The 25,939-nt window shown below is 51.6% G+C and carries 30 protein-coding genes; 20 read left to right on the top strand and 10 right to left on the bottom strand.

Features of this window, described 5'->3' with window-relative positions; genetic code table 11:
• Positions 1-99 precede the first annotated feature (99 nt).
• The gene (locus tag I2123_RS21835) at positions 100-768 is read left to right on the top strand and encodes a glutathione S-transferase family protein (RefSeq protein ID WP_213051514.1); all 669 of its coding nucleotides are present in this window, start codon (positions 100-102) and stop codon (positions 766-768) included.
• 127 nt (positions 769-895) lie between these two features.
• On the opposite strand, the gene I2123_RS21830 is transcribed toward I2123_RS21835, so the two are convergent.
• Positions 896-1,153 carry a hypothetical protein gene (locus I2123_RS21830; protein WP_213051513.1) on the bottom strand — a complete coding sequence of 86 codons (258 nt, stop codon included), beginning with the start codon at positions 1,151-1,153 and terminating at the stop codon, positions 896-898.
• A 160-nt stretch (positions 1,154-1,313) separates the two neighbouring features.
• Here I2123_RS21830 and I2123_RS21825 point away from each other — a divergent pair, with 160 nt between their 5' ends.
• From I2123_RS21825 to cspE, 4 genes are all read left to right on the top strand, one after another.
• Complete coding sequence (locus I2123_RS21825) at positions 1,314-2,681, top strand: NCS2 family permease (protein ID WP_112168410.1); 1,368 nt, start codon at positions 1,314-1,316, stop codon at positions 2,679-2,681.
• A 260-nt stretch (positions 2,682-2,941) separates the two neighbouring features.
• Positions 2,942-3,286, top strand: a complete 345-nt coding sequence (locus I2123_RS21820; protein WP_213051512.1) for a hypothetical protein — start codon at positions 2,942-2,944, stop codon at positions 3,284-3,286.
• A gap of 92 nt (positions 3,287-3,378) precedes the next feature.
• Positions 3,379-5,028, top strand: a complete 1,650-nt coding sequence (locus tag I2123_RS21815) for a Na+/H+ antiporter (protein WP_112168408.1) — start codon at positions 3,379-3,381, stop codon at positions 5,026-5,028.
• A gap of 1,083 nt (positions 5,029-6,111) precedes the next feature.
• Positions 6,112-6,324 carry a transcription antiterminator/RNA stability regulator CspE gene (gene cspE / locus I2123_RS21810; RefSeq protein ID WP_120131531.1) on the top strand — a complete coding sequence of 71 codons (213 nt, stop codon included), beginning with the start codon at positions 6,112-6,114 and terminating at the stop codon, positions 6,322-6,324.
• A gap of 109 nt (positions 6,325-6,433) precedes the next feature.
• Here the strand turns inward: cspE and I2123_RS21805 are convergent, their stop codons facing one another.
• Positions 6,434-7,327 (bottom strand): LysR family transcriptional regulator, encoded by an 894-nt coding sequence (locus I2123_RS21805; RefSeq protein ID WP_213051511.1) that lies wholly within the window; start codon positions 7,325-7,327, stop codon positions 6,434-6,436.
• Between the two features lie 113 nt (positions 7,328-7,440).
• Between I2123_RS21805 and I2123_RS21800 the strand changes: the two genes are divergently transcribed.
• Together I2123_RS21800 and I2123_RS21795 are read left to right on the top strand one after the other, a co-directional pair.
• Positions 7,441-7,863, top strand: coding sequence for a CidA/LrgA family protein (locus I2123_RS21800; protein ID WP_112168405.1), 423 nt, complete (start codon positions 7,441-7,443; stop codon positions 7,861-7,863).
• Positions 7,856-8,545 (top strand): LrgB family protein, encoded by a 690-nt coding sequence (locus tag I2123_RS21795; protein WP_112168404.1) that lies wholly within the window; start codon positions 7,856-7,858, stop codon positions 8,543-8,545. Before I2123_RS21800 ends, I2123_RS21795 begins: the two co-directional genes overlap by 8 nt.
• A 124-nt stretch (positions 8,546-8,669) precedes the next feature.
• Here the strand turns inward: I2123_RS21795 and I2123_RS21790 are convergent, their stop codons facing one another.
• The 7 genes from I2123_RS21790 to I2123_RS21760 all read right to left on the bottom strand — a co-directional run bounded on the left by I2123_RS21790 (position 8,670) and on the right by I2123_RS21760 (position 15,318).
• A complete protein-coding gene (locus tag I2123_RS21790) occupies positions 8,670-9,431 on the bottom strand; it encodes an amino acid ABC transporter ATP-binding protein (RefSeq protein WP_112168403.1) in 762 nt (253 codons plus the stop codon).
• Between the two features lie 8 nt (positions 9,432-9,439).
• Positions 9,440-10,549 carry an amino acid ABC transporter permease gene (locus I2123_RS21785; protein WP_112168402.1) on the bottom strand — a complete coding sequence of 370 codons (1,110 nt, stop codon included), beginning with the start codon at positions 10,547-10,549 and terminating at the stop codon, positions 9,440-9,442.
• Between the two features lie 9 nt (positions 10,550-10,558).
• Complete coding sequence (locus tag I2123_RS21780; RefSeq protein WP_213051510.1) at positions 10,559-11,737, bottom strand: amino acid ABC transporter permease; 1,179 nt, start codon at positions 11,735-11,737, stop codon at positions 10,559-10,561.
• Positions 11,738-11,840: 103 nt separating this feature from the next.
• Positions 11,841-12,866: an amino acid ABC transporter substrate-binding protein gene (locus I2123_RS21775; RefSeq protein ID WP_112168400.1), complete on the bottom strand. Its 1,026-nt coding sequence runs from the start codon at positions 12,864-12,866 to the stop codon at positions 11,841-11,843.
• Positions 12,867-13,283: 417 nt separating this feature from the next.
• Positions 13,284-13,469, bottom strand: a complete 186-nt coding sequence (locus I2123_RS21770; protein ID WP_112168399.1) for a hypothetical protein — start codon at positions 13,467-13,469, stop codon at positions 13,284-13,286.
• Between the two features lie 81 nt (positions 13,470-13,550).
• Positions 13,551-14,471, bottom strand: a complete 921-nt coding sequence (gene lpxP / locus I2123_RS21765) for a kdo(2)-lipid IV(A) palmitoleoyltransferase (protein WP_213051509.1) — start codon at positions 14,469-14,471, stop codon at positions 13,551-13,553.
• Positions 14,472-14,889: 418 nt separating this feature from the next.
• The gene (locus I2123_RS21760; RefSeq protein WP_213051508.1) at positions 14,890-15,318 is read right to left on the bottom strand and encodes a DoxX family protein; all 429 of its coding nucleotides are present in this window, start codon (positions 15,316-15,318) and stop codon (positions 14,890-14,892) included.
• A gap of 402 nt (positions 15,319-15,720) precedes the next feature.
• Here I2123_RS21760 and I2123_RS21755 point away from each other — a divergent pair, with 402 nt between their 5' ends.
• The 4 genes from I2123_RS21755 to I2123_RS21740 are packed head-to-tail and all read left to right on the top strand — an operon-like array spanning position 15,721 to position 18,562.
• The gene (locus I2123_RS21755) at positions 15,721-16,944 is read left to right on the top strand and encodes a tyrosine-type recombinase/integrase (protein ID WP_213052588.1); all 1,224 of its coding nucleotides are present in this window, start codon (positions 15,721-15,723) and stop codon (positions 16,942-16,944) included.
• The gene (locus tag I2123_RS21750; RefSeq protein ID WP_213051507.1) at positions 16,941-17,753 is read left to right on the top strand and encodes a hypothetical protein; all 813 of its coding nucleotides are present in this window, start codon (positions 16,941-16,943) and stop codon (positions 17,751-17,753) included. Before I2123_RS21755 ends, I2123_RS21750 begins: the two co-directional genes overlap by 4 nt.
• Before the next feature lie 54 nt (positions 17,754-17,807).
• A complete protein-coding gene (locus tag I2123_RS21745) occupies positions 17,808-18,023 on the top strand; it encodes a helix-turn-helix transcriptional regulator (RefSeq protein ID WP_213051506.1) in 216 nt (71 codons plus the stop codon).
• An 8-nt stretch (positions 18,024-18,031) separates the two neighbouring features.
• Positions 18,032-18,562 carry a BRO-N domain-containing protein gene (locus I2123_RS21740; protein WP_244879867.1) on the top strand — a complete coding sequence of 177 codons (531 nt, stop codon included), beginning with the start codon at positions 18,032-18,034 and terminating at the stop codon, positions 18,560-18,562.
• 297 nt (positions 18,563-18,859) lie between these two features.
• On the opposite strand, the gene I2123_RS21735 is transcribed toward I2123_RS21740, so the two are convergent.
• On the bottom strand, positions 18,860-19,051 hold the full coding sequence (locus tag I2123_RS21735) for a toxin-antitoxin system HicB family antitoxin (protein WP_213051504.1): 192 nt from the start codon (positions 19,049-19,051) through the stop codon (positions 18,860-18,862).
• Here I2123_RS21735 and I2123_RS25750 point away from each other — a divergent pair.
• From I2123_RS25750 to I2123_RS21690, 9 genes are all read left to right on the top strand, one after another.
• Entirely contained in the window at positions 18,984-19,373 is a 390-nt protein-coding gene (locus I2123_RS25750; RefSeq protein WP_338053233.1) for a host cell division inhibitor Icd-like protein, read from the top strand. The genes I2123_RS21735 and I2123_RS25750 overlap by 68 nt on opposite strands.
• Entirely contained in the window at positions 19,366-19,554 is a 189-nt protein-coding gene (locus I2123_RS21725; protein WP_213051502.1) for a hypothetical protein, read from the top strand. The genes I2123_RS25750 and I2123_RS21725 overlap by 8 nt, the downstream gene beginning before the upstream one ends.
• Entirely contained in the window at positions 19,547-19,852 is a 306-nt protein-coding gene (locus I2123_RS21720; protein WP_136376688.1) for a hypothetical protein, read from the top strand. Before I2123_RS21725 ends, I2123_RS21720 begins: the two co-directional genes overlap by 8 nt.
• A complete protein-coding gene (locus I2123_RS21715) occupies positions 19,849-20,187 on the top strand; it encodes a hypothetical protein (RefSeq protein ID WP_213051501.1) in 339 nt (112 codons plus the stop codon). The genes I2123_RS21720 and I2123_RS21715 overlap by 4 nt, the downstream gene beginning before the upstream one ends.
• A complete protein-coding gene (locus tag I2123_RS21710) occupies positions 20,184-21,944 on the top strand; it encodes a DNA primase family protein (RefSeq protein WP_213051500.1) in 1,761 nt (586 codons plus the stop codon). Before I2123_RS21715 ends, I2123_RS21710 begins: the two co-directional genes overlap by 4 nt.
• 280 nt (positions 21,945-22,224) lie before the next feature.
• Complete coding sequence (locus tag I2123_RS21705) at positions 22,225-22,578, top strand: hypothetical protein (RefSeq protein WP_213051499.1); 354 nt, start codon at positions 22,225-22,227, stop codon at positions 22,576-22,578.
• A gap of 136 nt (positions 22,579-22,714) precedes the next feature.
• On the top strand, positions 22,715-22,894 hold the full coding sequence (locus tag I2123_RS21700; RefSeq protein WP_213051498.1) for a hypothetical protein: 180 nt from the start codon (positions 22,715-22,717) through the stop codon (positions 22,892-22,894).
• Positions 22,891-24,831, top strand: coding sequence for a ClpP-like prohead protease/major capsid protein fusion protein (locus I2123_RS21695; RefSeq protein WP_213051497.1), 1,941 nt, complete (start codon positions 22,891-22,893; stop codon positions 24,829-24,831). Before I2123_RS21700 ends, I2123_RS21695 begins: the two co-directional genes overlap by 4 nt.
• A 472-nt stretch (positions 24,832-25,303) precedes the next feature.
• Positions 25,304-25,921 (top strand): tail assembly protein, encoded by a 618-nt coding sequence (locus tag I2123_RS21690; protein WP_213051496.1) that lies wholly within the window; start codon positions 25,304-25,306, stop codon positions 25,919-25,921.
• Positions 25,922-25,939: the final 18 nt, after the last annotated feature.

Below are 25,939 nucleotides of genomic sequence, written 5' to 3'. Positions count from 1 at the left end.
ACCTGCGAACAGCGTGGTTTTTAAAAGCGTGATAAACAGAGAGCGAAACTGTTGTCTATAGTTAACAAATAATTAAACGTCACGGGATAGAACAGAATTATGATTAAAGTGCATCATCTGGATAATTCACGTTCACAGCGAATTCTGTGGATGCTGGAAGAAGTGAGCGTCCCTTATGAAATTGAGCGTTATCAGCGGGATAAATCCACTATGCTGGCGCCCGCTTCACTTAAAAAAGTGCATCCTCTGGGAAAATCACCGGTGCTGGAAGACAACGGGCTGATCCTTGCCGAGTCGGGCGCCATCATTGAATACTTGCAGGAAGTTTATGATGCCGAAGGGCTGCTCAAACCGGCCGCCTTTGCCGAGCGCCAGCAATACCGTTACTGGATGCATTATGCTGAAGGTTCGCTAATGCCGCTGCTGGTCATGAAGCTGATATTTGGCCGATTAGGTAAGCCGCCGATGCCGTGGCTGATCCGTCCGATTGCCGGTGCTATCGGGCAGGGGGTGCAGAAAAATTACATCGACAAGCAGCTGGTGACCCACATGGATTACCTCGAGCAACATCTCGCCACCCATCCTTATTTCGCCGGTTATCAGTTCAGCGCAGCTGACATACAGATGAGCTTCCCGGTCGAGGCCATCAGTGCGCGCGCCGGGCTGGGTAAATATCCTCATCTGAATGCGTGGTTATCAAATGTCACGGCGCGCCCGGCTTATCAAAAAGCCCTGGAAACAGGAGGGCCATTTACGATAATGCGCTAGGCTTTTTTAAACCCTCTGAGTTTTAACACTGCTGTTATTTTTATTTCTGGCGTTCATTAGTGAAATATTTTACTTAATGAGCGCTTCTAAAAATAACCCTTAAAAACAGTCATGCTATTTTTGATTTTCATTTGTCCGATCTCTGCTCTGGTTTTCTCTCTTCTTTTTCAGTGTCTGTTTTTAATTCTGATGCCGCTTTCCTTCCTTTTCCCCCACCCGCGATTTCTCCATTGCCGTGCCCGCGTGCGCAACCGATACCGTTCAGTAAATCGCCATGGGAGTGAAATTGCAGCAAATCCGCATTTTTATTGACCGGACAAAGGTAAATTGTCGGCAAACGGAGTTGAAAAGAGGGTATAAGAGGCCGGATAATCGTTTGCGCCAAATTTTAGTCCCGCCATACGCGATGTGAGTTAAACGTTTGCCCTGCGGTGTTGATGCCGGTTTCGCCGGTGTTCATCGCAGCAGGCAGGGAAGCGAACGTGAAGAAACGATTTCATAATGACCACGCAGGCTATTCAGTAAAGACATCCAGAGGATTTCCCATGTCGAGTCAACAACCTCAAACGGGCCGCGCGATTGCGCCAAAGGGCCCGCTTGATGCTTATTTCAAAATCAGTGCGCGTGGCAGTAACGTGCGTCAGGAAGTGATCGCCGGGTTAACGACGTTCCTGGCCATGGTGTATTCGGTGATTGTGGTGCCGTCGATGCTCGGCAAAGCGGGTTTCTCTCCGACCGCGGTGTTTGTCGCGACCTGTCTGGTCGCCGGTTTCGGTTCCCTGCTGATGGGGCTGTGGGCAAATCTGCCACTGGCGATTGGTTGCGCCATCTCCCTGACGGCGTTCACTGCGTTTAGTCTGGTACTCGGTCAGCACATCAGCGTGCCGGTTGCGCTGGGCGCGGTCTTCCTGATGGGCGTGTTGTTCACGATTATCTCGGTCACTGGGATCCGTTCGTGGATATTGCGCAATTTGCCGATGGGCGTTGCGCACGGGACAGGCATCGGTATTGGTCTTTTCCTGCTGCTGATAGCCGCCAACGGTGTTGGCCTGGTGGTGAAAAATCCTTTAGACGGTTTGCCTGTCGCGCTGGGTGCCTTCACCTCTTTCCCCGTGGTCATGACGTTGCTTGGTCTGGCGGTGATTTTCGGCCTTGAAAAACTGCGCGTGCCGGGCGGCATTCTTCTGGTGATCATCGCGATTTCGATTATCGGTCTGATTTTCGATCCGGCAGTGAAATATCAGGGCTTATTCGCGATGCCTTCTCTGGCGGGCGCGGATGGCAAATCAGTGATTTTCGATCTCGACATCATGGGCGCGATGAAAGCGGCAGTCTTGCCAAGCGTTCTGGCGCTGGTGATGACAGCGGTCTTCGATGCCACGGGCACCATCCGTGCAGTCGCCGGGCAGGCTAATCTGCTGGACGAAAAGGGTCAGATCATCAGCGGCGGTAAAGCTCTGACAGCCGACTCCGTCAGCAGCATTTTCGCCTCACTGGTAGGTGCTTCTCCCGCTGCGGTTTACATTGAGTCAGCCGCAGGTACGGCGGCGGGCGGCAAAACCGGCCTGACGGCCACCGTTGTCGGCGTGTTGTTCCTGCTGATGTTGTTCCTGTCTCCGCTCTCTTATCTGGTGCCGGCTTATGCCACCGCGCCAGCGCTGATGTACGTCGGCCTGCTGATGCTGAGCAACGTTAACAAGCTGGATTTCACAGATTTTGTCGATGCCATGGCGGGTTTGTTATGCGCGGTATTTATCGTGCTGACCTGTAACATCGTCACAGGGATCATGCTGGGCTTCAGCGCGCTGGTGATTGGCCGTATCTTCTCGGGGGAATGGCGCAAGCTTAACGTCGGGACGGTGATCATCGCGGTGGCGTTGGTGGTGTTTTATGCGGGTGGATGGGCTATCTAATGCCTGGCCGGGCATTTGGCGGCCTTAATTTTTGATCGAAGTTTTCGGTTTCTCAATAGCGGTGATCGTTTAACTTACCGCGCGTAAAACTAGCAGAGGAGAAAAGCTTTTCCCCTCTGCACTCTCCTCGCTTTTTCAAACACGTGCCATGCAGACGGGCTATTTTTCAGGTCAAGACCTTGGGTTGCCACCCAAACCGGCCTTAAGAGGCGCCTGTCGCCGCGCCTCTTAAGAATCTCTGGCTCTTTCAAACATGTGCCATGCAGACGGGCTATGTTTCAGCGGCTTCTGTGATTGCCGCAAAATCTCGCCGCTGCGCGGTGCCCTCCGGTCGGGTTACAACCCGCGCAAAAAAAGCCGCGCGGTTTTCCACCTCTCCCTCCGGCGTGATTTTTGAAAGCGGCCAAAGCTTTTTAGGTCACAACTCCACCGGCTCGGAACATTTGAGAAAACCCAATACGTTGAGCAAATTTTCTGGTTTTGTTTTTTTAAATGTTGAGATGGCGCGATCGAAAAATCCTGCCGAACGGAGCAGACTGAAGACTCAGTGCTTCAGCAACGAGCCCCCGACCGTGCGTTTAAATGCGGGTTTAAGCACGCTCTGATTTAAAAAAACGCCTCTTTTGATCTACTATTCCCCCTGTATGTGTCAGACGCTGTCTGATTGAAATCATAAAAACAAGAGTCTAAGGAAAGCATGGAAATATTCTTTACCATTCTGATTTTGATTCTGGTGGTGTCGCTCTCCGGTGTCGTAACCAGAATGTTGCCGTTTCAGGTTCCTCTTCCATTAATGCAGATCGCCGTCGGTGCCTTGCTGGCCTGGCCGAATTTCGGTTTGCACGTGGATTTCGACCCGGAACTGTTTTTAGTCCTCTTCATTCCGCCGCTGCTGTTCGCAGATGGCTGGAAAACCCCGACCCGTGAATTCCTCCACCACGGGCGCGAAATACTTGGGCTTGCGCTGGTACTGGTGCTACTCACCGTCGTCGGTATCGGCTATCTGATTTATATGATGGTGCCGGATATTCCACTGGTTGCTGCGTTTGCGCTGGCTGCCGTGTTGTCACCGACCGATGCCGTGGCGTTGGGCGGGATTGTCGGCAAGGGTCGCATTCCGAAGTCGATCATGAGTGTGCTGGAAGGTGAAGCGCTGATGAATGACGCGTCCGGTCTGGTGTCGCTGAAATTCGCCATTGCCGTGGCAATGGGCACGATGATCTTCACTGTCGGTGGGGCGAGCGTCGAGTTCCTGAAAGTCGCCATCGGCGGCCTGATGGCCGGTGTCGCGGTGACGTGGTTGTACAGTAAATCGCTGCGCATCATGAGCCGCTGGAGCGGAGATGACCCGGCGACGCAAATCGTGTTCCTGCTGCTGCTGCCATTCGCGTCTTATCTGATTGCCGAACACATCGGCGTATCGGGCATTCTGGCCGCCGTCGCCGCCGGTATGACGATCAGCCAGTCCGGTATTATCCGCAATGCGCCGCTGGCGATGCGTCTGCGTGCGAACAGCGTCTGGGCGATGCTTGAGTTTGTGTTCAACGGCATGGTGTTTATCATGCTGGGCCTGCAACTGCCGGGCATTCTGGAAAACTCGATCGATCAGGCAACGCATGATCCGTCTATCGTGACCTGGCACCTGTTCGCCGACGTCGGGATTATCTACTTCGCGCTGCTGATCCTGCGTTTCGTCTGGCTGTGGGTGATGAAGAACTTCAGCAACCGTTTCCTGAAAAAGAAACCGCTGCTGTTCGGCAGCTACAGTACGCGTGAGCTGTGGGTGGCCTCGTTTGCTGGTGTGCGTGGGGCCATTACCCTTGCTGGTGTGCTGTCGATTCCGCTATTCCTGGCCGATGGTTCTGCCTTCCCGTCGCGCTATCAGCTGGTCTTTCTGGCGACCGGCGTCATTCTGTTCTCGTTAATTGCCGGTGTGATTGCCTTGCCGTTCCTGCTCAAAGGCGTGGTTGTCGCCGATGGCTCGGCGTATCGCGAAGAAGAGCGCATGGCGAAATCCATTGCGGCGGAAGTGGCGATCGAAAGCCTGCATAAGATGGAAGAACGTCTGGCGGCCGATACCGAAGAGAACATTGATGAACAGACGCTGAAGGAAATCAGTTCGCGGGTGATCGGGACTCTGCGGCGAAGGACGGCGAACCGTGATGACATGGAAACCGCACTGAAGCTGGAAAACCTGGAGCGACGTTTCCGCCTGACCGCGCTGCGCGCTGAGCGTGGCGAGCTGTATCACCTGCGCGCCACGCAGAAAATCAGCAACGAGACGCTGCAAAAACTGCTGCACGACCTCGATTTGCTGGAAGCTCTCCTCGTGGAAAAAGAAGTGTAACGTCCGCCAGATGAGTGTAAAAAGCCCGCTTTAGCAAGCGGGCTATCACTAGCACAGGTGATACTTCGTGGCCTGCCTGCGCCATTAGCTTCAATGGCGCATTCCAGGGATAAAGGAATAAGCAACATCTTAAAGCGCAACGATTAGCGCATGCTGTTTTTAATAACATGTGTATTAAAACATGTTATTAAAAACAGTATTGACACTGTTTTAAAAATCCGTAAATTAGCCATCAACAGCGGCGTTATAGGAGTTTGCTGTTGAAGTTGAGTTGTAGTTGATTAGTTTTGAATAAGTGTAAAGTGTTATTTGCGATAAAGGCCACGAAGTGTTTTTGTATGGGATGTCCGAGGTTAAGAGAAGTTTAAAATCTTAAATCGGCAATGCTTTAAGGCTCTGTAGTTGATATATCAAATCGCAAAGTAGTGACGTTAGCGCGACGATGTAAGGCCATGATACAAAGAGTGATTGTTTGCGATATGGGTTTTAGGATTTTTTGGTTAAGTCATCGCAACGAAAGTAAGGCCATGCATCAAAAATATATGTCGCGAGGGGAAATGTACTTGTTTAAGGTGCCATTCTCGAGTTGTATTATCAGAGTGGTGTAGTTTAAACGGGAAATAGAGGGAGGTTTAGTTAGTATTAACCCGATATTATCTTAGTGAACGTGTGCATTTAAAAGCAGTACCATGAGCAGTAATAATCAGTAAGTCCATTAATGTTAAATCTTAAGTTCGTAGTACCTTAAAAGCCCTGACTGCAATGGTCAGGGCTTTTATTGTTTATGCATCAACACTGAATTTCCCTCTATCCTCCCCCCTTTTTTAATGCTTCGCCGCTATCTGCCTAATTATTCATCAAAAATTAATCCTTGCTTAAAAAATCAAACCAAGCCTATTATGATGGCATCGGTTTGGAACACAGACCTTATGAAAGCAGTTTTAGTAAAGCAGTCCTCATTTCAAGCGTTATCCTAGATACCCCTTCTTCATGAGCCTCCTCCTAAGTGCCCAATAAGTAAAACTCTGCAAAACAGGCCATCTTTGCTGCATAAGCGGCTCAAAAAAATGAAAGGAAGTATCTATGTCTAACAAAATGACTGGTTTAGTAAAATGGTTTAACCCTGAAAAAGGCTTCGGCTTCATCACTCCTGAAGACGGTAGCAAGGACGTGTTCGTACACTTCTCCGCCATTCAGAGCAGCGATTTTAAAACCTTAGACGAAGGCCAAAAAGTGGAGTTCTCTATCGAGAACGGCGCGAAAGGCCCGTCAGCAGTAAACGTTGTCGCGCTTTAATTGCCGATAATTGCACTAACATTTACGACAGCGATGAAGGCCTGAGCCTGAGCCTGAGCAGATAAGTGATAGTGATAAAAAAACCCGCCTTGAGCGGGTTTTTTCATTTTTATCCGTGTTGCGCCGGTTTCCAGTAATCCCGACACAGCGTAATCCATGCCTGTGCGCTGTTGGAAAGGTAACTGCCGTCGTGCCAGATTAGGCCGAGTTGCCACGGCAGCAGGGGCACCAGCGGCAGCCACATCAGCACGTTTTTATCCAATCGCTGACAGATGGGTTCGGGCAGGATCGCGACGCCCATGCCGGTTTGCACCATCGCAGCCAGGAAGTCCCATTGCCCGCTGCGGGCGGCGATTTTCGGAATGAAACCTTGCGCAGCAAAGGCGTCCATCAGTTGCCGGTAAAGCGCGAAATCTTCGTTGTAAATCAGGATGCTTTCTTCCGACAGCTCGCTAAGGGCGATGCTGGTGCGGTTCTGCCAGTGCGGTGTACGTGGCACCACTACGCACAGCGGATGGCTGAAGAGGAGAAGCGACGCGATAGAGGGGACGGCATCGGCGGGCAGGGCGGTAAGTGCCAGATCCAGTTCGCCGGAAATCACCGCCTGTTGCACGGTCAGCCCGCCAAATTCGGAGATGACCAGTTCGATGCCCGGATATTGCTGGCGGAAACTGCCGATCAGCGGCGCTATCTGTGTGCCAACCATCGGCGGAATGCCCAGCCGCAGGTGGCCTGATTTCAAGGCGTTAATGTCCTCGAGTTCGGCCTCCAGTTGCCGAAACTCTTCGAGGATATTCAGCCCGCGCTGATAAAGCGCCTGACCGCTGTCGGTCAGGCGTAAGCGCCGCCCTTCACGGACAATCAGTGTGCATTCCAGCTCTTCTTCCAGATGCCGCAGCATTTTGCTGATAGTCGGTTGGGTGACGAACAGCTTTTCCGCCGCGCGGGTGAAGCTTTGCTGGCGGACCACTTCGACGAAATAACGTAGCGTACGAACGTCCATCTTTGAGTATTCCGTTTTGGAATCATTTTTATGATTTTAATTCATTTCTTTACCGGTTTCCTGCCAGCGTATACTTCATTTCTTCTCTTATTTCGCCTTTCGAGGTCGTTCCCATGTTGTTGGCGTTGCGCACTAAAGCGCCGTCCCTGCTGATCCGCTGTCAAATCCCCGTTCAGGTGATTTTATATGCGCTTTTATTTGTAATTGCCGATCGTCTTGTCACCGCGCTGCATCTGCCGTTACCCGCCAACATTGTCGGCATGCTGATGCTTTTGCTGCTGATTATGTGCCGTGTGTTACCACTAAAATGGGTGAAGGCCGGTTCGCGCTGGTTGCTGGCGGAAATGCTGCTGTTCTTCGTGCCCGCGGTGGTCGCGGTAGTGAATTACGCGCAGTTGCTGATGATCGAAGGCTGGAAAATTTTTCTGGTGATTGGCATCAGCACTGTGCTGACACTCGGCGCAACGGCGTTAGTTGTCGATCGGGTTTACCGGCTGGAACAGCGTCTGGCGGCGAGGAAGGCATCCCGTGACTGATCTGCTCATCAGTATTATGTGTTTTGTCATCACGCTTGGCCTGTACTACGCCAATAAAAAACTTTACCGCCAGCGCCGCACGTTGCTGCTGATGCCGCTGGTGTTCACGCCGATCGTGCTGGTGGTGTTGCTGGTCGCGACGCACACGTCGTATCAGGATTATATCGGTGAAACCCACTGGCTGCTGTGGCTGCTCGGGCCGTCAACGATCGCCTTCGCGGTGCCAGTATATGAAAACATGGCGGTGATCCGTCGTCACTGGATGTCGCTCAGTGCGGGTGTGCTGACGGCTATCGTCGTGGCAGTCAGCAGCTCGGTCTGGCTGGCGAGAATGCTGACGCTGCCGGAAGAAATTCAGCGCAGTCTGGCGGTGCGTTCGATTACCACGCCGTTCGCGCTGGCTGCGGCAAAACAAATGGGCGGGCAACCAGATCTGGTGGCGTTGTTTGTCGTGATCACCGGCGTATTTGGTATGGCCGTCGGGGATATGTTGTTCCTGCGACTGGCGGTGAAAAGCGGGCTGGCGAAAGGTGCCGGGTTTGGCGCAGCATCCCATGGCGCCGGGACTGCACGGGCGTATGAACTGGGGGCTGAGGAGGGCGTTGTGGCGAGTCTGGTGATGATGTTGGCGGGAGTCGTGACGGTGGTGATGGCGCCAGCGATTGGGATCTTGATGTGGTAGCGACCCCCCGTGTCTTACGTAAAGGTCAAATTCTTCGGCTGCCGCCCAAACCCGCGTCACGGGTCGGCGGCAACCACTACTTTCTTAACATTGGCGCGATTAAACACCGCCCCGGTGTTTAACGTTAATGAATAACCTGCGATAAGAACTCCCGGGTTCTCGCAGATTTAGGATTCGCAAAGAACTCCAGCGGTGGCGCTTCCTCCACGATCTCCCCGCGATCCATAAAGATCACGCGATCAGCGACAGTCCGCGCAAATCCCATCTCATGCGTCACGCATAACATTGTCATGCCTTCTTCTGCTAACCCGATCATAGTGTCTAAGACTTCTTTTACCATTTCCGGATCCAGCGCGGACGTCGGTTCGTCGAACAACATGATCTTCGGCTTCATACACAGCGAACGGGCGATGGCAACGCGCTGTTGCTGGCCGCCGGAAAGCTGGCCGGGGAACTTGTGGGCGTGCTCGGCAATGCGCACGCGTTTGAGATAATGCATCGCCAGTTCTTCCGCCTCTTTCTTGGGCATCTTACGCACCCAGCACGGCGCCAGCGTGCAGTTTTGCAACACGGTCAGATGCGGGAACAGATTGAAGTGCTGGAACACCATGCCGACTTCCGTGCGTACGCGTTCGATGTTACGCAGATCATCGTTGAGCTCCGTGCCGTCAACGATGATGCGGCCCTGCTGATGCTCTTCCAGATGGTTGATGCAACGAATGGTCGTTGATTTACCGGAACCGGACGGGCCACACAGCACAATGCGCTCGCGCGGTTTGACGCTCAGATTGATGTCTTTCAATACGTGGAACTGTCCGTACCACTTATTCACGTTTTCCAGCGTGATCATCATATTTTGGTTTTCAGTGACTTGATGGTCGCTCATGGTTTACCTCAGTGTGCGGAACGTCCGGTGTGAAAGCGTCTTTCCAAATGCTGGCTATAACGCGACATGCTAAAACAGAAAATCCAATAAACGGCGGCGGCGAAGACGTAGCCTTCGGTCGACATACCGAGCCACTCAGGGTCGACGGTGGCTTGCTGTACGCTGCTGAACAAATCAAACAGGCCGATGATGATCACCAGGCTGGTGTCTTTAAACAGCGCGATAATGGTATTGACCAGACCCGGTATTACCATTTTCAACGCCTGCGGCAGAATGACTAATCCCTGCGTCCTCCAGTAGCCCAGCGCCAGAGATTCAGCAGCTTCGGTCTGCCCTTTAGGCAGCGCCTGTAAACCACCGCGTACCACTTCCGCGACATACGCCGACTGGAACAGCACCACACCCACCAGTGCGCGCACCAGTTTGTCGATGTTGGTTCCTTCGGTCATGAACAGCGGCAGCATCACCGAGGACATGAACAGCACGGTGATGAGCGGCACGCCACGCCAGAACTCGATGAAAATCACCGACAGGATGCGGACGATCGGCAGACGCGAACGTCGCGCCAGCGCCAGCAAAATCCCCAGCGGTAACGCCCCGGCGATACCCACGGCGGCAATGATAAGTGTCAGCGTCAGGCCGCCCCACTGGCGGGTTTCGACGCGGCTGAGACCAAAGAATCCGCCGTACAGCATGAACCAGGTGAAGATCGGAAAGAGGACGATCCATACCGCGATATAACGTCCGCGACGCGGCATCGCTTTAAAGAAGATCGGCGCAAGAGTCAGCAGCCCGACAATCAGCGTGAGGTTGATGCGCCAGCGCTGATCGCCCGGATACAGGCCGTACATAAACTGTCCGAAGCGCTGATGCACAAAGACCCAGCACGCACCGGCTTTGGTACAGTCTGCGCGCGTGGTACCCACCCAGTTTGCCTGGAAGACAATCCAGTTGAGCATCGGAGGGATCACCAGCCACATCAGCCACAAACAAAATACCGTCAGCAGGCTGTTGAACCAGCTCGAAAACAGATTTTTGCGCGCCCACAGCACGGCAGTCCCCAGCGGCGTGCCGGGCTTCACGGCTCTGACTCCCGGAGGAAGTGTTGTCATCGTCATGAGTTTCCCTTAACGCTCGACCAGCGCAATACGCCGGTTATAAATGTTCATCAGGAACGAGATCAGCAGGCTGATGATCAGGTAAACCGACATGGTAATGGCGATGGTTTCAATCGCCTGACCGGTCTGATTGAGCACCGTACCGGCAAACAGCGACACCATATCCGGATAACCGATAGCGGCAGCCAGCGAGGAGTTTTTGACGATATTCAGGTACTGACTGGTCAGCGGGGGAATGATGACCCGCATCGCCTGCGGTAAAATGACCTGACGCAGCGTGACCGGATTCGGCAGGCCGAGAGAACGGGCGGCTTCATGCTGACCATGCGATACCGACTGAATACCGGAGCGGATCACTTCGGCGATAAACGTCGAGGTGTAGACCGACAGCGCCAGCGTTAACGCCGCCAACTCAGGTATCAGCACCATGCCGCCACGGAAGTTAAATCCGCGCAGGGCAGGTACGTCCCAATGCACCGCAGGCCCGAAGAACAGGTGTGCGAGAGCCGGGAAAACCAGCAGCATCAGCACAGCCCAAGGCCAGATACGCCAGACGCGGCCAGTGTGAATCTGACGAAAATGGTTGTAACGCTTGAGGGCGAAAATGCCGAAAACGGCCAGCAGCAGGGCGATGAAACCGGCCAGACTGCCTGGCGATAGTTCCGGCGACGGCAGGTATAAACCGCGGTTGCTGACGAAGGCCAGATCAAATGCATTGAGACTTTGACGCGGGCCTGGCAGGTTACGCAGTACCGCGAAATACCAGAAGAAGATTTGCAGCAGCGGGGGAATATTACGGAACGTCTCAATATAGACCGTCGAGACTTTGCGAATCAGCCAGTTATCGGAGAGGCGTCCTAATCCAATAATGAAACCGAGAATCGATGCGAACACGATGCACAGCGCCGAGACCAGCAGGGTATTAAGCAGGCCAATGACAAAGACGCGGGCGTAGGTGTCGCCTTCCTGGTAATCAATGAGATGCTGAACAATGCCGAAACCGGCACCTTTTTCAAGAAACGCAAATCCCGAGGTGATCCCTCGTGTAGTCAGATTGGTAATGGTGTTGTGGAGAAGGTAACCGAGACAGGCTACCAGCAACACCACCGCGAAAATTTGGTAAATCCAGGCGCGGACTGCCGGGTTGGTCAGCGAGAACGAAGCCTTTACGGTTGGGCGTTGCGACATTATTAACCTCGACCTGCAGGTAAAACCCTGGAAGTGATGCACCGGGGAACGACCGGTGCATCAGCATCCTTAAACACTTTTCAACGTCAGGAACCAGGGATATTTAGCGAACCGGTGGTGCGTACTGGATCCCGCCTTTATTCCACAGGGCGTTCTGACCACGTTTGATTTTCAACTCGCTGCCCTGACCGACGTTGCGTTCAAAGCTTTCGCCGTAGTTACCGACTTGTTTAACGATTTTCACTACCCAGTCGTTAGGGACTTTCAGGTCAGCGCCGTAGGTCCCTGTTTTGCCCAGCAGATTGCTCATGTCCGGCGTAGTCGGGTTAGCAGCCAGCTGATCGACGTTGGCAGAGGTCACTCCCATTTCTTCAGCATTCAGCATGGCGTACAGAGACCAGCGAACAACGGCCAGCCAGTCTTCATCACCACGACGAACAACCGGGCCGAGAGGTTCTTTCGAAATCACTTCCGGCAGAACGATGAATTCATCCGGTTTGCCCAGTTTGATGCGCAGTGCATACAGCTGAGACTGGTCAGAGGCGAGGGTGTCGCAGCGGCCTGAATCCAGCGCTTTAGCACTTTCGTCAGAACGGTCGAAGGTCACCGGCGTGTAGGTCATTTTGTTGGCTTTGAAGTAGTCAGCGACGTTCAGCTCAGTATCAGTACCGGCCTGCAGACAGACTGTCGCGCCGTCGAGCTCTTTGGCGCTTTTCAGGCCGGCTTTCTGGTGCGTCAGGAAGCCGATGCCGTCGTAGTAGTTGACCCCAGCGAAGATCATTCCCATGCCCGCGTCGCGGGAAGAGGTCCAGGTGGTATTACGTGACAGGATGTCCACTTCGCCAGACTGCAGCGCGGTGAAGCGCTCTTTGGCGGTCAGCGGTGTGTATTTTACTTTCTCAGCGTCACCAAATACGGCAGCGGCGACTGCGCGGCAAAGATCTACGTCGATACCGGTGAATTTGCCTTTTGAGTCAGCGTAGGAGAAACCCGGTAAACCGTCGCTGATACCGCATTGTACGAAACCTTTCTTTTTAACAGCGTCCAGAGTAGTACCGGCATGCGCCTGACCAGCCAGTGTCACGAAGCTTGCTGCGGCAATCAGCGTTGAGAGCAATATTTTTTTCATAAAGCGTCCTGTGAGACAAAACTGAGAATTATTATTGTGTGAGTGCCGGGGCACCCTGTCTGTTTTGGGGCGTCGCCCTCTGCACCTGTCATTGCAAGGGGAGTGCCAACATCGAAAAACGGCCATCAATCTAGTCACAGTGAGGAATTGCTCAGTAACATTGATGTACGTTATGAAATGTATTGCCCTGTTTCAGTGCGCGGTCAATGTGACTGCCGTAAAAGGGTGCGGAGAATTTATTATTTGGAGTGCAGATCTCGTTGCTTCTTAATCATTCGAAAACAGAAGCATTTCGTATGATTAAGGCGCGGCAGGAAGGATTTATTTAGAGCAGGGCGTTGATCAGTGCGGCGCGTTACGGCTAAACAGGCAATAAAAAACCCACGCGAAGTGGGTTATTTTAAGCCGCGGCGGATATTATTCCGCCTGATCTTTACTGCCATTGATCAGTTTACGGGCTGCGGCGATTTGGTCGTTATCCGGCGTCTTAGGCTTGGTTTTGTTAAGCGCGGTGCTGAGGCTCGAACGTCCCCAGAGGTCAAAACTGTCGTCATCTTTAAGGTGATCAAAAATGGAAGGCGCAGCGTCGGATTTTTTAGCCATGAGGGTTACCGGTCTCTTATCAGATGTTGTTCAAATAAAAAGCCCGACGCGGTGGCATCGGGCTTGATGTAGTTATCACGTCTATAGGTAGAGCGAAGGCGTGCCCGCCGGGCGGGTTTTAAAGCGGCGATGGAGCCAGAGATACTGGTCTGGCGCGCGCATAATTTCGGTTTCAATGATGCGGTTCATGTAAGCCGCAGCGGCCAGTTCGTCATCGATAGGGTAATCCTGTAACGCCGGCTGAATCACCAGGTCATAACCTTTACCGGCCGGTTTACGCACCAGGACCACGGTTATTAACGCGGGTTTGGCCAGACGTGCCAGCATGTAGGTGCCACTGGTAGTGGCCGCTTCATCAACGGCAAACAGCGGGGCAAACACGCTGCCGCGCGGGCCGTAGTCCTGATCTGGTGCAAACCAGACGGCTTCGCCCTTTTTCAGCGCATGAACCATGCCGCGTAAATCTTTGCGATCCAGCATCGCTTTGTTAGAACGCATACGACCCCAGGTCTGCACGAATTCCATCGCTTTATTGTTATGCGGACGGTACATCGCCATCATCGGCTGACATAACCCCATCGCACGGCCACCCAGTTCCAGCGACATAAAATGTACGCCGATAACCAGTACGCCCTGATTGTTTTCCTGCGCCTTTTTCAGATTGTGCAGACCGCTGACGTCAAACCAGCGTTTAACACGGGCGTCTGACCAGAACCAGGCCATGCCGGTTTCAAGTAAGCCCATGCCAAGAGATTCAAAGTTGCTGACAATTCTGGCTTCTACCTGTTCTGGCGTGAGATCAGGGAAACATAATTGCAGGTTGCGGCGGGTGATCGACACGCGGCGTTTCAGAAAACGCATGGAAGTACGGCCAAGCCAAACGCCTAACCGGTATAAGACCGGATAAGGAAGCTGAACCAGAAGAAACAGAATGCCGAGACCGAACCAGGTCAGCCAGTAGCGTGGATGTAAAAACGAAGCCTGAAATCGTGGAGATGTCATAAATGCCTAATCATCTGCATAAAAAAACCGGTGTAACGCGTGGCGAATAGCGCGGCGCGGTACGGATTATCCTGCAAAGAGTGGGACAACACATGTCTGGCAATGTTTTATAAAAGCCGCCAATTGACGAAACTTTTACATTAACAGACGGTACATTGAGAAGACGGGATCGCGAAGCTGAAGGGCTGTCCGTAGGCGTTGAGCGGGCGAATACGACTCTTACGGAAAGTATAACATGTTCTATCATCGTTCCGGAGAGGGTAATTTTCTGATAATTACACGAATTTGCATCCAATTTTGGATGATTTAAAAGACCATTTTAAAACACCACGCAAAGCAGGGCTTTACCGTTGATAAAGCGCTCAGACCGGGGTGGGAGAGCGACATACTTTGGTGAAAAGGTATGCCGCAAACCGGCTTATCGATACAGCGGATTGCTCATCACCGAGTAACGGCCACTGCCGTAAAGCGCAATGACAATAGCGGCCATAAAGTAGTAAACAATATCTTCAATCGCCCATGCACCGACCGGTGACAGCGCGAACGTATGGTGAACCCCAACCATCAACCAGGCGACGACCATGGTGGCAGCGGCAGAAAGTGCCGCCAGACGGGTGAAGATCCCCAGTATCATCATGATCGGGGCAATCACTTCGCCGATGATCACGCCATACGCCACGAATGCTGGAATGCCATAACCCGCCAGCATCCCCTGAATGCCACTCAGCCCGTCGTGTAACTTATGCCAGCCATGAAAAATCAGCAGCCCGTAGGTGATACGTAACAGCAGAATTGCCAGATCAGGCTTATTCAGCGCGGCGGTAAAACGCGTATAAAGTTGCTTCATTGATTGCCACTCCCCAGAGATGATTTTTTTGTCACTCTAAAGTAATTCTTAATCGTTGAATGCGGGAGAGAATTATTCTCATTGCGGTTGATCTGGGTTAAGTTTTGAGCGGATATGACAAGCAGAATTCTTACGCGGATATAAACAAAAAAGGCGCTCCCCTTGCGGAAAAGCGCCTTTTCAAGACAACGACTGATTAGTATCAGTTCATGCCGTATTCTAACAATCATGGTATGTAGCGGTAAATCACAGTCCAGTGATTTGTATTTATTTACTTGATATTTATCAGTTATTTCATAATTCCCGTACATCCTTGTATATGTCGGTACAGGCTCATACACTTGACGGTGTATCACGTGGTGTATCACGTGGAAAATATGGACTGAGATTTTGGACGGTGAAATGGCTGGTGGCACAAACAAACTGAGCGATAAAAAGCTGAGGTCAATCCTGAATGTCTCGCGGGATGGTGAAGCACTTATCTCAGATGGCGACGGGCTAAGCGTTCGTGTATCCAAAACTGGTGTGATTAGTTGGGTGTACGCTTACCGGTTGGGCGGGCGCGGGGCAAAGCTGGAACGTCTAAAGCTCGGGAATTATCCGGACATGCCTTTGAAGTTGGCGCGTGAGAAGCGCGATCAGTGCCGCGCCTGGCTGGCAGATAGCAAAGACCCGAAGCACCAGTTGAGTTTCACCACCACGGAAACCCTAAAGCCGGTCACAGTTAAGGACGCGCTGCTTTACTGGATCACCGAGTATGCGACCGACAACCGGGCCAATGTCACGCGACATAAAGCTCAGCTCGAGAAGCATATTTACCCCTTTATTGGTTCCCTGCCGCTGGCGCAGTGTGAAACCCGGCATTGGCTCGAATGCTTTGACCGGATCAAGAAAGATTCGCCTGTGGCCGCCGGTTATGTCTTTCAGATGTCCAAACAGGCTTTGAAGTTCTGCCGGGTGCGGCGCTATGCCGTCAGCAATGCCTTAGACGACCTGACCATACCTGATGTAGGCAGTAAGCAGGAAAAAGGGGACAGGGACCACTCTGATGACGAGATAGGCCAGATCTGGCAGGCCAGCCAGCAATTAAAATTTAAAACTTACTACGCCTCGATGCTGCGCCTGCTGGTGACGTTCGGCTGCCGTTCTCAGGAGGCCCGGTTATCCACCTGGGCTGAGTGGGACCTTAAGAAATGGGTATGGACAGTGCCAAAGGCTCACAGTAAAGGCGGAACTAAGATTGTGCGCCCTGTTCCTGAGGCTCTCCGCACGTTTATAGAGGATCTACACCGACAGCATTCAGGTAGCGGCCTGCTGCTGGGGGAGGTGAAGGAATCATCTGCAGTGAGTCAGTGGGGACGTCTGATCTGGAAGCGGCTGGGGCATGCTGAACCATGGTCACTTCACGATATCCGGCGCACGTTCGCCACAAAGCTTAATGATCTGGGCGTTGCCCCGCATGTTGTTGAACAGCTTTTGGGGCACACAATGCCAGGCGTAATGGCCGTTTATAACCTGAGCCAATACATGCCTGAAAAACTGGAAGCGCTGAATATGTGGTGCGAGCGCCTATCTTTGCTGGCCGGTGAACATGAAAATGTTATTTTATTGCAGGTGAGAAAATGAATCTTCCAGAAAGATTATATTATCCATTACATGAAGCAGCTGAAAAATTAGGGTGTCAGATTAAAGATGTAATCCACTTCGGTGCCACAGGCGCGTTAAATATATCTATTTATATCAGGCAATGGATTGAAACAGAAGAATCGAAGTTTGTTGTCGTTTACGATGCTCTCAATGTTGATGCTGATCAGGGGAGCTCTGGTGATTTTAAATCAATAGAGGGTGATAGTTGGGGAGTTCATGGAATATATAAAAAGATTTTACCAGAAGACGATATAGCTCAAAGCGCAACCTTTGCTAAATGGTTTGGGGGTTTTTTTTACATATCACCAAGCGACTTAGTGGATTTCGAGTTTAACTATGATAGCGAAGTGATAACAATACATTTCCTCGACACGCATTGCTCAGAATATTTTGATGGATCAATTCAACTAAATAACATAAAAGGAATTGAAATACCTGCAAGATATATTTGCATTATGGAAGATGATATTAACTCAATTAATCACTCCGGTGAAATGCCACAGCCTTTGGAACAAACTTCGGTAAAGAGAAAACCTAATCATAATAAACAGAGTCAGTTCATTAAAGCTTTAATTGAAATACATTATGGAATCACTCAATCAGATAATGTTTATGAATTGATGAAAGAAGGAAGTAAGCACACTCCCCTCGGGCGGATGCGTGAAGATTTTGAAAACGTGGGATTTAGACTGCCTGCCGGGCATAAGACCGTTCAATTATGGCTAGATGGCGTTGACCTTGATCCCTTGGAAATTTCCAAATCACCCATGGAAATTTCCAAAAAGTAGAAAGTCGCCACGCTTAAATACCCTCACTTACAGCCATGTACGAGGGTGTTATCTATGGACAATCAACAAACTATCTCCGACCGTATAATCCGCGAATCTGAATGTCGCCAAATCACTGGCCTATGCCGTATGCACCGCTACAACCTGGAAAAGCAGGGTAAATTTCCGTGCCGCCGCCAGCTCGGCGGGCGCTCTGTGGGCTGGTTACTTTCTGAGGTAAATGGGTGGGTTCACAGCCAGCCAAAATCTCAGATCAGCCAAGTTGCATGAGGTGGAGCATGACAAATAAACCTGACGTGTCAGTACTCTGCTTTGAAGGGCATAAAGTCCGTGTCCTGCAGCTATCCGCTGAGCCTTGGTTCATTGCCAAGGATGTCTGCCAAGCCCTTGAGATAGTCAATCACCGCATGGCGCTTAAGGCTCTGGATCATGACGAAAAGGGGGTAAATTTAACTTACACCCCTGGCGGGCAGCAGTTAATGCGCATCGTTTCTGAGTCCGGTTTCTACAAGCTGATTGCGCGGAGCCGGAAAGCCAGCACACCCAATACTTTTGCCCACCGTTTTAGTAACTGGGTATTCCGCGAAGTTATCCCTTCCATCCGAAAATATGGCGCTTATGGCGTGCCCTGGGCGTTGCTTCATGATTTTACCCGCCGTTCCGCCGACTCAGTTGACCGAGGTAGCCAGGCTGGCAGGGCTTTGGTGATCCGGAAGATTGAAAAGCATCAGCTGGCGCATGAAGAAAAGCATTTATTGGATTGTTTCCAGCCGCGGCTGGCGCTTGGAGGGGAATCAGATGCTGAATAAAACAAAGGCGGCCATGCCGGGCCGCCAGTGGTACACATCAAAACGTATCGAAAACGATATTAGCATAGTGATCGATCAGGTCAATGCGTGCAATTTTGCTCACATCTCTTTTAACTACGGGAAATCCCCCGGGGTAACTGCGGCAATGGCACGGTTACCGACCGTGTTGCAAATCTGCAACTCACTTATTGCAGGGGGTATGCGCCGTTGGAGCACACCCCTATCTCCCAAGTTTTCGGGAGATCTCCAATCGGCGGAAAACTCCGCTGATACCTGGTTGGCCGAGAAGCCGGCTGATCAGCCTTTTGGTTCAATTCCCCGCCGCATTAGCTCTGCTCGGGCTAACCCCTTCAGCCAATTACCCAGGCTTACTCCCTCGCGGCTGGCCGCTTCATTCAACTGTTGTCGCAGTTCTGGGGTAATGCGGATTTGGAAAGTAGGTGATAGACCTTCGCCTTTGGGAGTTTTATCTCTTTTGATTGTTGACATGTACGTACGTAACCTCATAGTATGGGTTTTGTTATGTACGTACGTTATCACGTCGTATTTACAAAAAGCAACGCCCCGGACTGTTCGAGCAGTACCGAGGCGTCTCACCAAACCGTTAATCGAGGTAACAGTTATGGCTGATATCCAGTCTACCCAAACTCATCCTAAATTCACATGGCGTTTTCTGGCGCTCGATGCCAGAACCCGCAGCGTCATTCAAATAACCGCCACTACTGAACGCGAAGCCCGTGATCAGGCGCCGGTTGGTTGCGTGATGGTATTCGCTGGCCGCCTGCCTGTTCAGGGGGTATCTCATGCCTAATTTCAAATGGTCAGATATCGATATCGAAGACGAACTCCGGCTGATGGAAACCCTTCTTGCAGCACCGTTGTACATGAACGATGACAACGAGATAGAGCACGACATAGCGATCACCCTGATCGATAAAGTGCTGTTGCGCGTACGTGATTTGAAAAGAGCCAGTGAGGTGCGTCATGCGTGATATCTACCATGCTGTCGTGGGTAGTTCTGACCTACTCAAAAACCTCTCCCAAGAAGCGCTGACTGATTACAAAAACAACTGTGGGGACGCTGCATCAGGAATAGTTTTCGCACTTACCACACTGGGCTGCTTGTCCATGGAAGCTTGTGATAGTGACGAATATTCAGATGAAGAATGCCGAAGAGACATGATGGGTTTAAGTAGCGCTTTGAAGCACTTGCCACGACTGATGCAGGCCCTTGATCAGAACCGTGAGAACGCCGATTACGAATTAAAACGCCGGGGGGCAACCAAATGATCAGCCCAATCAAATTTAACGAGCTGGAAAAACGTGTTGCCGCCCTTGAGCTGGCGCTTGCTGCAATGTCCTGGAAGGATGCCTGTCCAGAAGGTATGGCCCCATTAACCACTATGGCGGCTGAGATGGGTATTTCCACCAAGAAGGCTGAGGAGCTGGCGCGTAACAGCGGCGTACTGATTGTCCGTCATGGCGCCAGCTATGCGGTGCATGAAGCCAAATTTCGTGAGGCGGCGCTGATCATCTTCAAAGGGGCAAAACGCCAGTGCCGCAGCAAGTACTGGTATCACCCGCTGATCGGTAAATTCACTATGACACGGAGGCCACAGCTATGACCATGTCTGTTTTAGAGCCGGAAATCATGTCTGATGCGCTGTTCTCCTGCGTTTATCGGTGGATCAACGGCCACCCAATCGACAAGAAAGAGGCCAGTGCTGCCGCTGCCCGTCACCGCGACAAAGCTACCACCTTCGGCGCACTGGCTCAGAAGTTAAAGAGCCTCGTTCCTGGTGCTGGTGCAACTTATGAATCGCTCTGTGAGAGTGGCTTGATCTTGACTGACACTGAAAAGCAGAAGAAAGCACGGGCCGAGCTGGTAGCCAAATACCTTGGAGAAAATGACGTTAAGGCACTGCTTTGTGACAGTGCGCGGATCAACCGCCTGTTCCCTGCGCCAGTCGTCAAGAGATCGGACAGAAAGCCAGAGCCATTTGTCGCTTTGGATGGTGGGACGCCGACGCTTAATCAGATGGGGCCGAGCCAGCGCGGGGAAGTTTTGCTGGCGCATTATGATGGACGGCTGGCGCTGAATGGTGACTCGGATACCGTACATCACTACAACGGCGTTATCTGGGATCCGGTTCCTGATAAAGCGCTGGCGCGGGAAATGGCCGCTATCTTTATGGAATCACGGGTTCCGTACTCAATGCCCAGCATGAAGAACGCCGTAGACACCATGAAGCTGAGCCTACCGCTCATGGAACCAACCGCCCGTAATCTGATTGGTTTCAGTAATGGGGTTTTTGATACCCGGGAAGGCGTATTTAGGAAACATAGCCAGGCTGACTGGCTGCTGATCGCCAGTGATGTAGAGTTCATTCAGGCCGAGGAAGGTGAGAGCCTGGCCACTCATGCGCCAGCGTTCTGGAAGTGGCTAACCTGGTCAACGGCGGGCAACGAGCGAAAAGCCGATAGAGTGCTGGCGGCGCTTTATATGGTGATGGCAAACCGTTATGACTGGCAGCTATTCCTTGAGGTGACGGGCGCAGGTGGCAGCGGCAAAAGCGTCATGGCCGAGATTTGTACTATGCTGGCCGGTAAGGGCAACACTGTATCAGCCAGCATGAAGGCGCTGGAAGAGCCGCGAGAAAGGGCGCTGATTGTCGGGTTCTCGCTGATTATCATGCCTGATATGACCCGCTATGCCGGTGACGGGGCAGGGATTAAAGCCATAACCGGTGGTGACAAGGTAGCCATAGACCCGAAACACAAAGCCCCGTATTCGACCCGGATCCCGGCTGTGATTCTTGCCGTCAACAATAACGCTATGTCATTCAGCGACCGGAGCGGCGGTATATCGCGGCGGCGGGTGATATTCAATTTCTCGCAGGTTGTGCCTGAGAATGAGCGTGATCCGATGCTGTCCGAAAAGATAGAGGCTGAATTACCGGTGATAATCCGCCATTTGCTGACTCGATTTGCGGATCAGTCAGAGGCCAAGCGCCTTTTGTTCGAGCAGCAGAAATCAGAAGAGGCATTAGCCATAAAGCGTGAAGGCGATTCGCTGGTGGACTTCTGCGGCTACCTGATGGCGTCCGTGCAGTGCGACGGTATGTTTATCGGTAATGCCAGCATCATTCCGTTCAGCCCGCGCAAGTATCTGTATCACGCCTATCTCGCCTATATGCAGAGTAACGGGCTTAACAGGCCGGTATCACTTACCCGGTTCGGTACGGATATGGCTGGTGCGATGGCGGAGTATGGGAAGGAATACATCAGAAAGAAAAGTACCAAGGGAAATATGCGCTCAAACATCCGGCTGGCTGAGGATGCCGAGGAGTGGCTACCTGCCGCAACAGGGGGCACAGAATAAAATTTATTAAATAAGTCTCCACCCGTCTCCACTCATTAAATTATGTGTTTAAAAACATATGGTTAATGGGTGGATACTTTAGTTTTAACTCTCCACCTACTCTCCACCTCTCCACTCATTAACCAAGAAGGTGGTGACTTGAGGTGGTGACTTGAGGAGACTTGAAAATATACTAACCACCCATTAATACTATGATTTAAATGAAGAAAATGTCTTGGGTGGAGAGGTGGACACTTAAAAGCATAATTTATTTTTTATCTGATTTATTGAGGAAATTTTGATGCAAAGACTTATGCAAATTAAGGAAAAATTGGAAGTGATTGAGGCTGCACTTGCAGAACAATATCCCCGCTTTCATCCAGACCCAGCTATCACCGATTTAGTTACTGAGCTGAAAGACCACGTTCAGGAGGAACGAAAGAAAATCCAAAGGCAGCATTCGCGAGGCGAGTTATCAGAGTTTGAACGTTGTTTTATTGCGCATGCTATAAATGATGTTTATCAAAGTTCTATTGATAAAATCAGGCGGGGTTCAAAGCCAAGTGATCATATGAACTTTCATATCTTTGATAGTTCATCAACCTTGACTTACTGGTTATCTCGGATAAAAGACCATGAAGAAAAGCAGAATTAACATGCCATCACATCTGGCCGGGGAAACCCGGTTTTTTTGTGCGTGTAGAATTATGATTAGAAAAATTGCTCTTTACGATAAAAATAATTGATCGTATGATTCTTGCACCAATACTGGATAAATATCAGGGGTAAGAATGCCGACGAAAAAGAAAGGTCAGGCCGTGCATATCGACGCTGACACGATGAACAAGATTGAGGCTTATCAGGACTGGTGCCGTAAAAACCGCCCTGAAATGCCGATACCGACTAAAGGGCAAATCGTCCGCAACAGCGTGCATTACTGGTACAACGCTTCGCTGGGGGCATGGCTATGAAAAGCTGGTTCTCCATCAAGGCTAAAGCGGCTGGCGCTGCTGAAATCAAGATTTACGACGAAATTGGCATGTGGGGCATTACCGCCCGTCAGTTCTCCGACGAGCTGGCCGCGCTGGGGCAGGTAAAGCAAATCAGCCTGTTTATTCATTCCCCGGGCGGTGACGTGTTCGACGGGATCGCTATTTACAACCTTCTGAAAAAACACCCCGCCAATCTGACCGTGCATATCGATGGCCTCGCTGCGTCTATGGCTTCGGTTATCGCGATGGCCGGCGACAAAGTAGTGATGCCTGAAAATGCCATGCTCATGATTCACAAGCCCTGGGGCATCTCTGGCGGGAATGCTAAAGAGATGCGCGACTACGCCGACCTGCTGGACAAGGTTGAGGCCGTGCTCATCCCAGCCTATGCCAGTAAAACGGGCAAATCTGCCGACGAGTTGGCGCAGATGCTTGAGGGTGAGACCTGGCTCAACGGTCGTGAATGTGTCGAGCAGGGCTTTGCCGATGAACTGGAGCCAGCGGTAAACGTCATGGCTCGTCTGGAATCAAAAAGAATTGAGGAATTTGAAGCTATGCCAAATGCATTGAAAAACATGATCACCGCGCCACAGGGTTCAGTAAACCCGCCAGCAGCACCAGAGCAGCAACGTATCAACGGCATTAAAGACCTGTTTGCCATGTTCGGCGGCCGTCATCAGGAATTGCAATCAACCTGCGTCGAAGACGCCTCCTGCACTGTAGATCAGGCCAAGGATAAGTTGCTGGCGCTGATGGGCAAAGATGCAACCCCGTCCAATAAAACCGGCAGCAATGCGCACATCTACGCAGGCAACGGCAATATCACCGGCGACGGCATCCGTCAGGGGCTTTATGCCCGGCTCGGACATGACCAGGCAGAGCGCGGCAATCCGTACACCATGATGTCGCTCTTTGATATGGCGAAAGCCTCTCTGACAGACCGTGGGATCAGCGTTGCGGGGTTCGGCAACCGCATGCAGATTGTGAACCTTGCGTTCACCCATACCACCAGTGACTTCTCTTCCATCCTTGCCGGTGGTGCTGAGAAGTCTGTGTTGATGGGCTGGCAGGACAGCGGTGAGACCTTCCAGAGCTGGACGAAAACCGGCTCACTCTCCAACTTCCATGAGTCTAAGCGCGTTGGCCTGAACGGGTTCACGTCACTGGATAAGGTACCGGAGGGCGCGGAGTACAAGTATGTGACCACCAGCGATCACGGCGTGCCAATTGCGCTGGCCACCTACGGCAATATCTTCTCCATCACGCGACAGGCCATTATCAATGATGATCTGTCACAGCTGACTACCATTCCTCAACTGATGGGCCGCGCTGCGTCACGCACGGTCGGTAACCTGGTTTATGCCGTGCTGACCGACAACCCGAAATACACTGACAACAAAACGCTGTTCAGTGCTGACCACCACAACCTGATCGCTAAGAGCATGGATATGGACGGTCTGACAGAGGCACGTAGGGCAATGCGCCTGCAGGAAGATGCAGACGGCAACCCGCTGAACGTTACCCCGGCTTACATCATCGTTCCTGCCGCGCTGGAAGGTGCAGCCATGCGTACAGTGCAGTCAACCTCTTCACTGTTCCAGATCGGTACACAGACCGTGGGGAGTGACACCAATCCTGTATTCAACCAGAACGCCGGTATAGCCAACACGGTGCAAAACATGGGTCAGGTCATTGTTGAACCACGACTGGATAAGAAGAACGCGCAGCAATGGTATGTGGCATCAGCCAAGGGCAGCGACACCATCGAGGTGGCGTATCTGGATGGCATGGATACGCCTTACCTCGAAGAGCAACAGGGCTTCACGGTTGATGGTGTTGCATGGAAGGTGCGCATCGATGCAGGCGTGGCCGCGCTGGATTATCGCGGGCTGGTCAAATCGACCGGGCAAGCTTGATTTAGTTGCAAATGAAATGATTCAAAATGAAAGGTACTCCCGGCGGGAGTGCCTGCCACGGGGCGGCGGACTCGCGGAAAACGGCTAGTTTTCGTATTTCTATCGTCATCATCATCATCAACTGGTGAGTTCAAATAAGAGGTTATATATCAATGAGATTGCGCGTTTTGAATGAAAATGAGGTTGCACTTGAGGTGATAAACGGCGTCCCTGTGTGCAGCATCAGCGAAATTTCCCGCTTTCTGGAAGTTGACCGGGCTACCGTAGCGAAAGTTATTAAGAAACATAATATTAAGCCTGCCCGATTGAGAAAAACTCACCCGATTTACCCGCTGCCAGTTGTGGCGAGAAGGGTAATTAATAGCCGTTTCTGGTGAATTTTATCGAGTCAGCACATTCAGCAGGTTGTTGTTGCTGATTTTTATAAGTTTATTACTTTTATATCTGTTGAAAGACCTGTCAGAGGTGACGAATGCTCAAGAAAATGATTCTGGAAGGTGCAGCGGCCAAAAAGTTTGGCAAAGTTCATCAGTTTCACGTAGTAGACCTGAATGAAATGATCAGAGCTATGTGCTCTCAGGTGAAGGGATTCAAAAAGTACTTATCGAATGCCCACCTCAAAGGCGTGAAATTCGCCTTCTACAGCGGTAAGAATAATATCTCGCTTGATGAATTCGACATGTCAGCAGCGGCCACCGAATACAAAATGGTTCCTGTGATTCAAGGTGCGAAACGCGGAGGGACATTACAACTCGTTATTGGCGCAGTTGCATTAGTTGCAGCATTCTTTACTGCTGGCGCGTCAATGGCTGCATGGGGTGCTGCTTTAAGTGCTGGGGCTATGTCGGCTACGACTGTCCTGACTGGTATTGGTCTGAGCATGACGATCGGCGGTGTGGTGCAGATGCTCACGCCACAACCCAGCTTTAACGTCGGGGCATCCTCTGATGCTGACAACAAAGCCAACTACGCCTTTGGCACGCCGGTGAATACGGTTGCAATGGGTTATCCGGTACCGCTGCTTTACGGGGAGCGTGAAATCGGAGGGGCGATCATAAGCGCCGGTATTTTCTCCAGCGATCAGCAATAAATATCAAGGGTAGATAGC

The organism is Rahnella inusitata (genome assembly GCF_018288855.1).
In the GTDB taxonomy this organism is placed as follows: Bacteria; Pseudomonadota; Gammaproteobacteria; order Enterobacterales; family Enterobacteriaceae; genus Rahnella; species Rahnella inusitata.
Note: the sequence above shows the minus strand (reverse complement) of the source record. Positions and strands in the feature narration are given on the sequence as shown.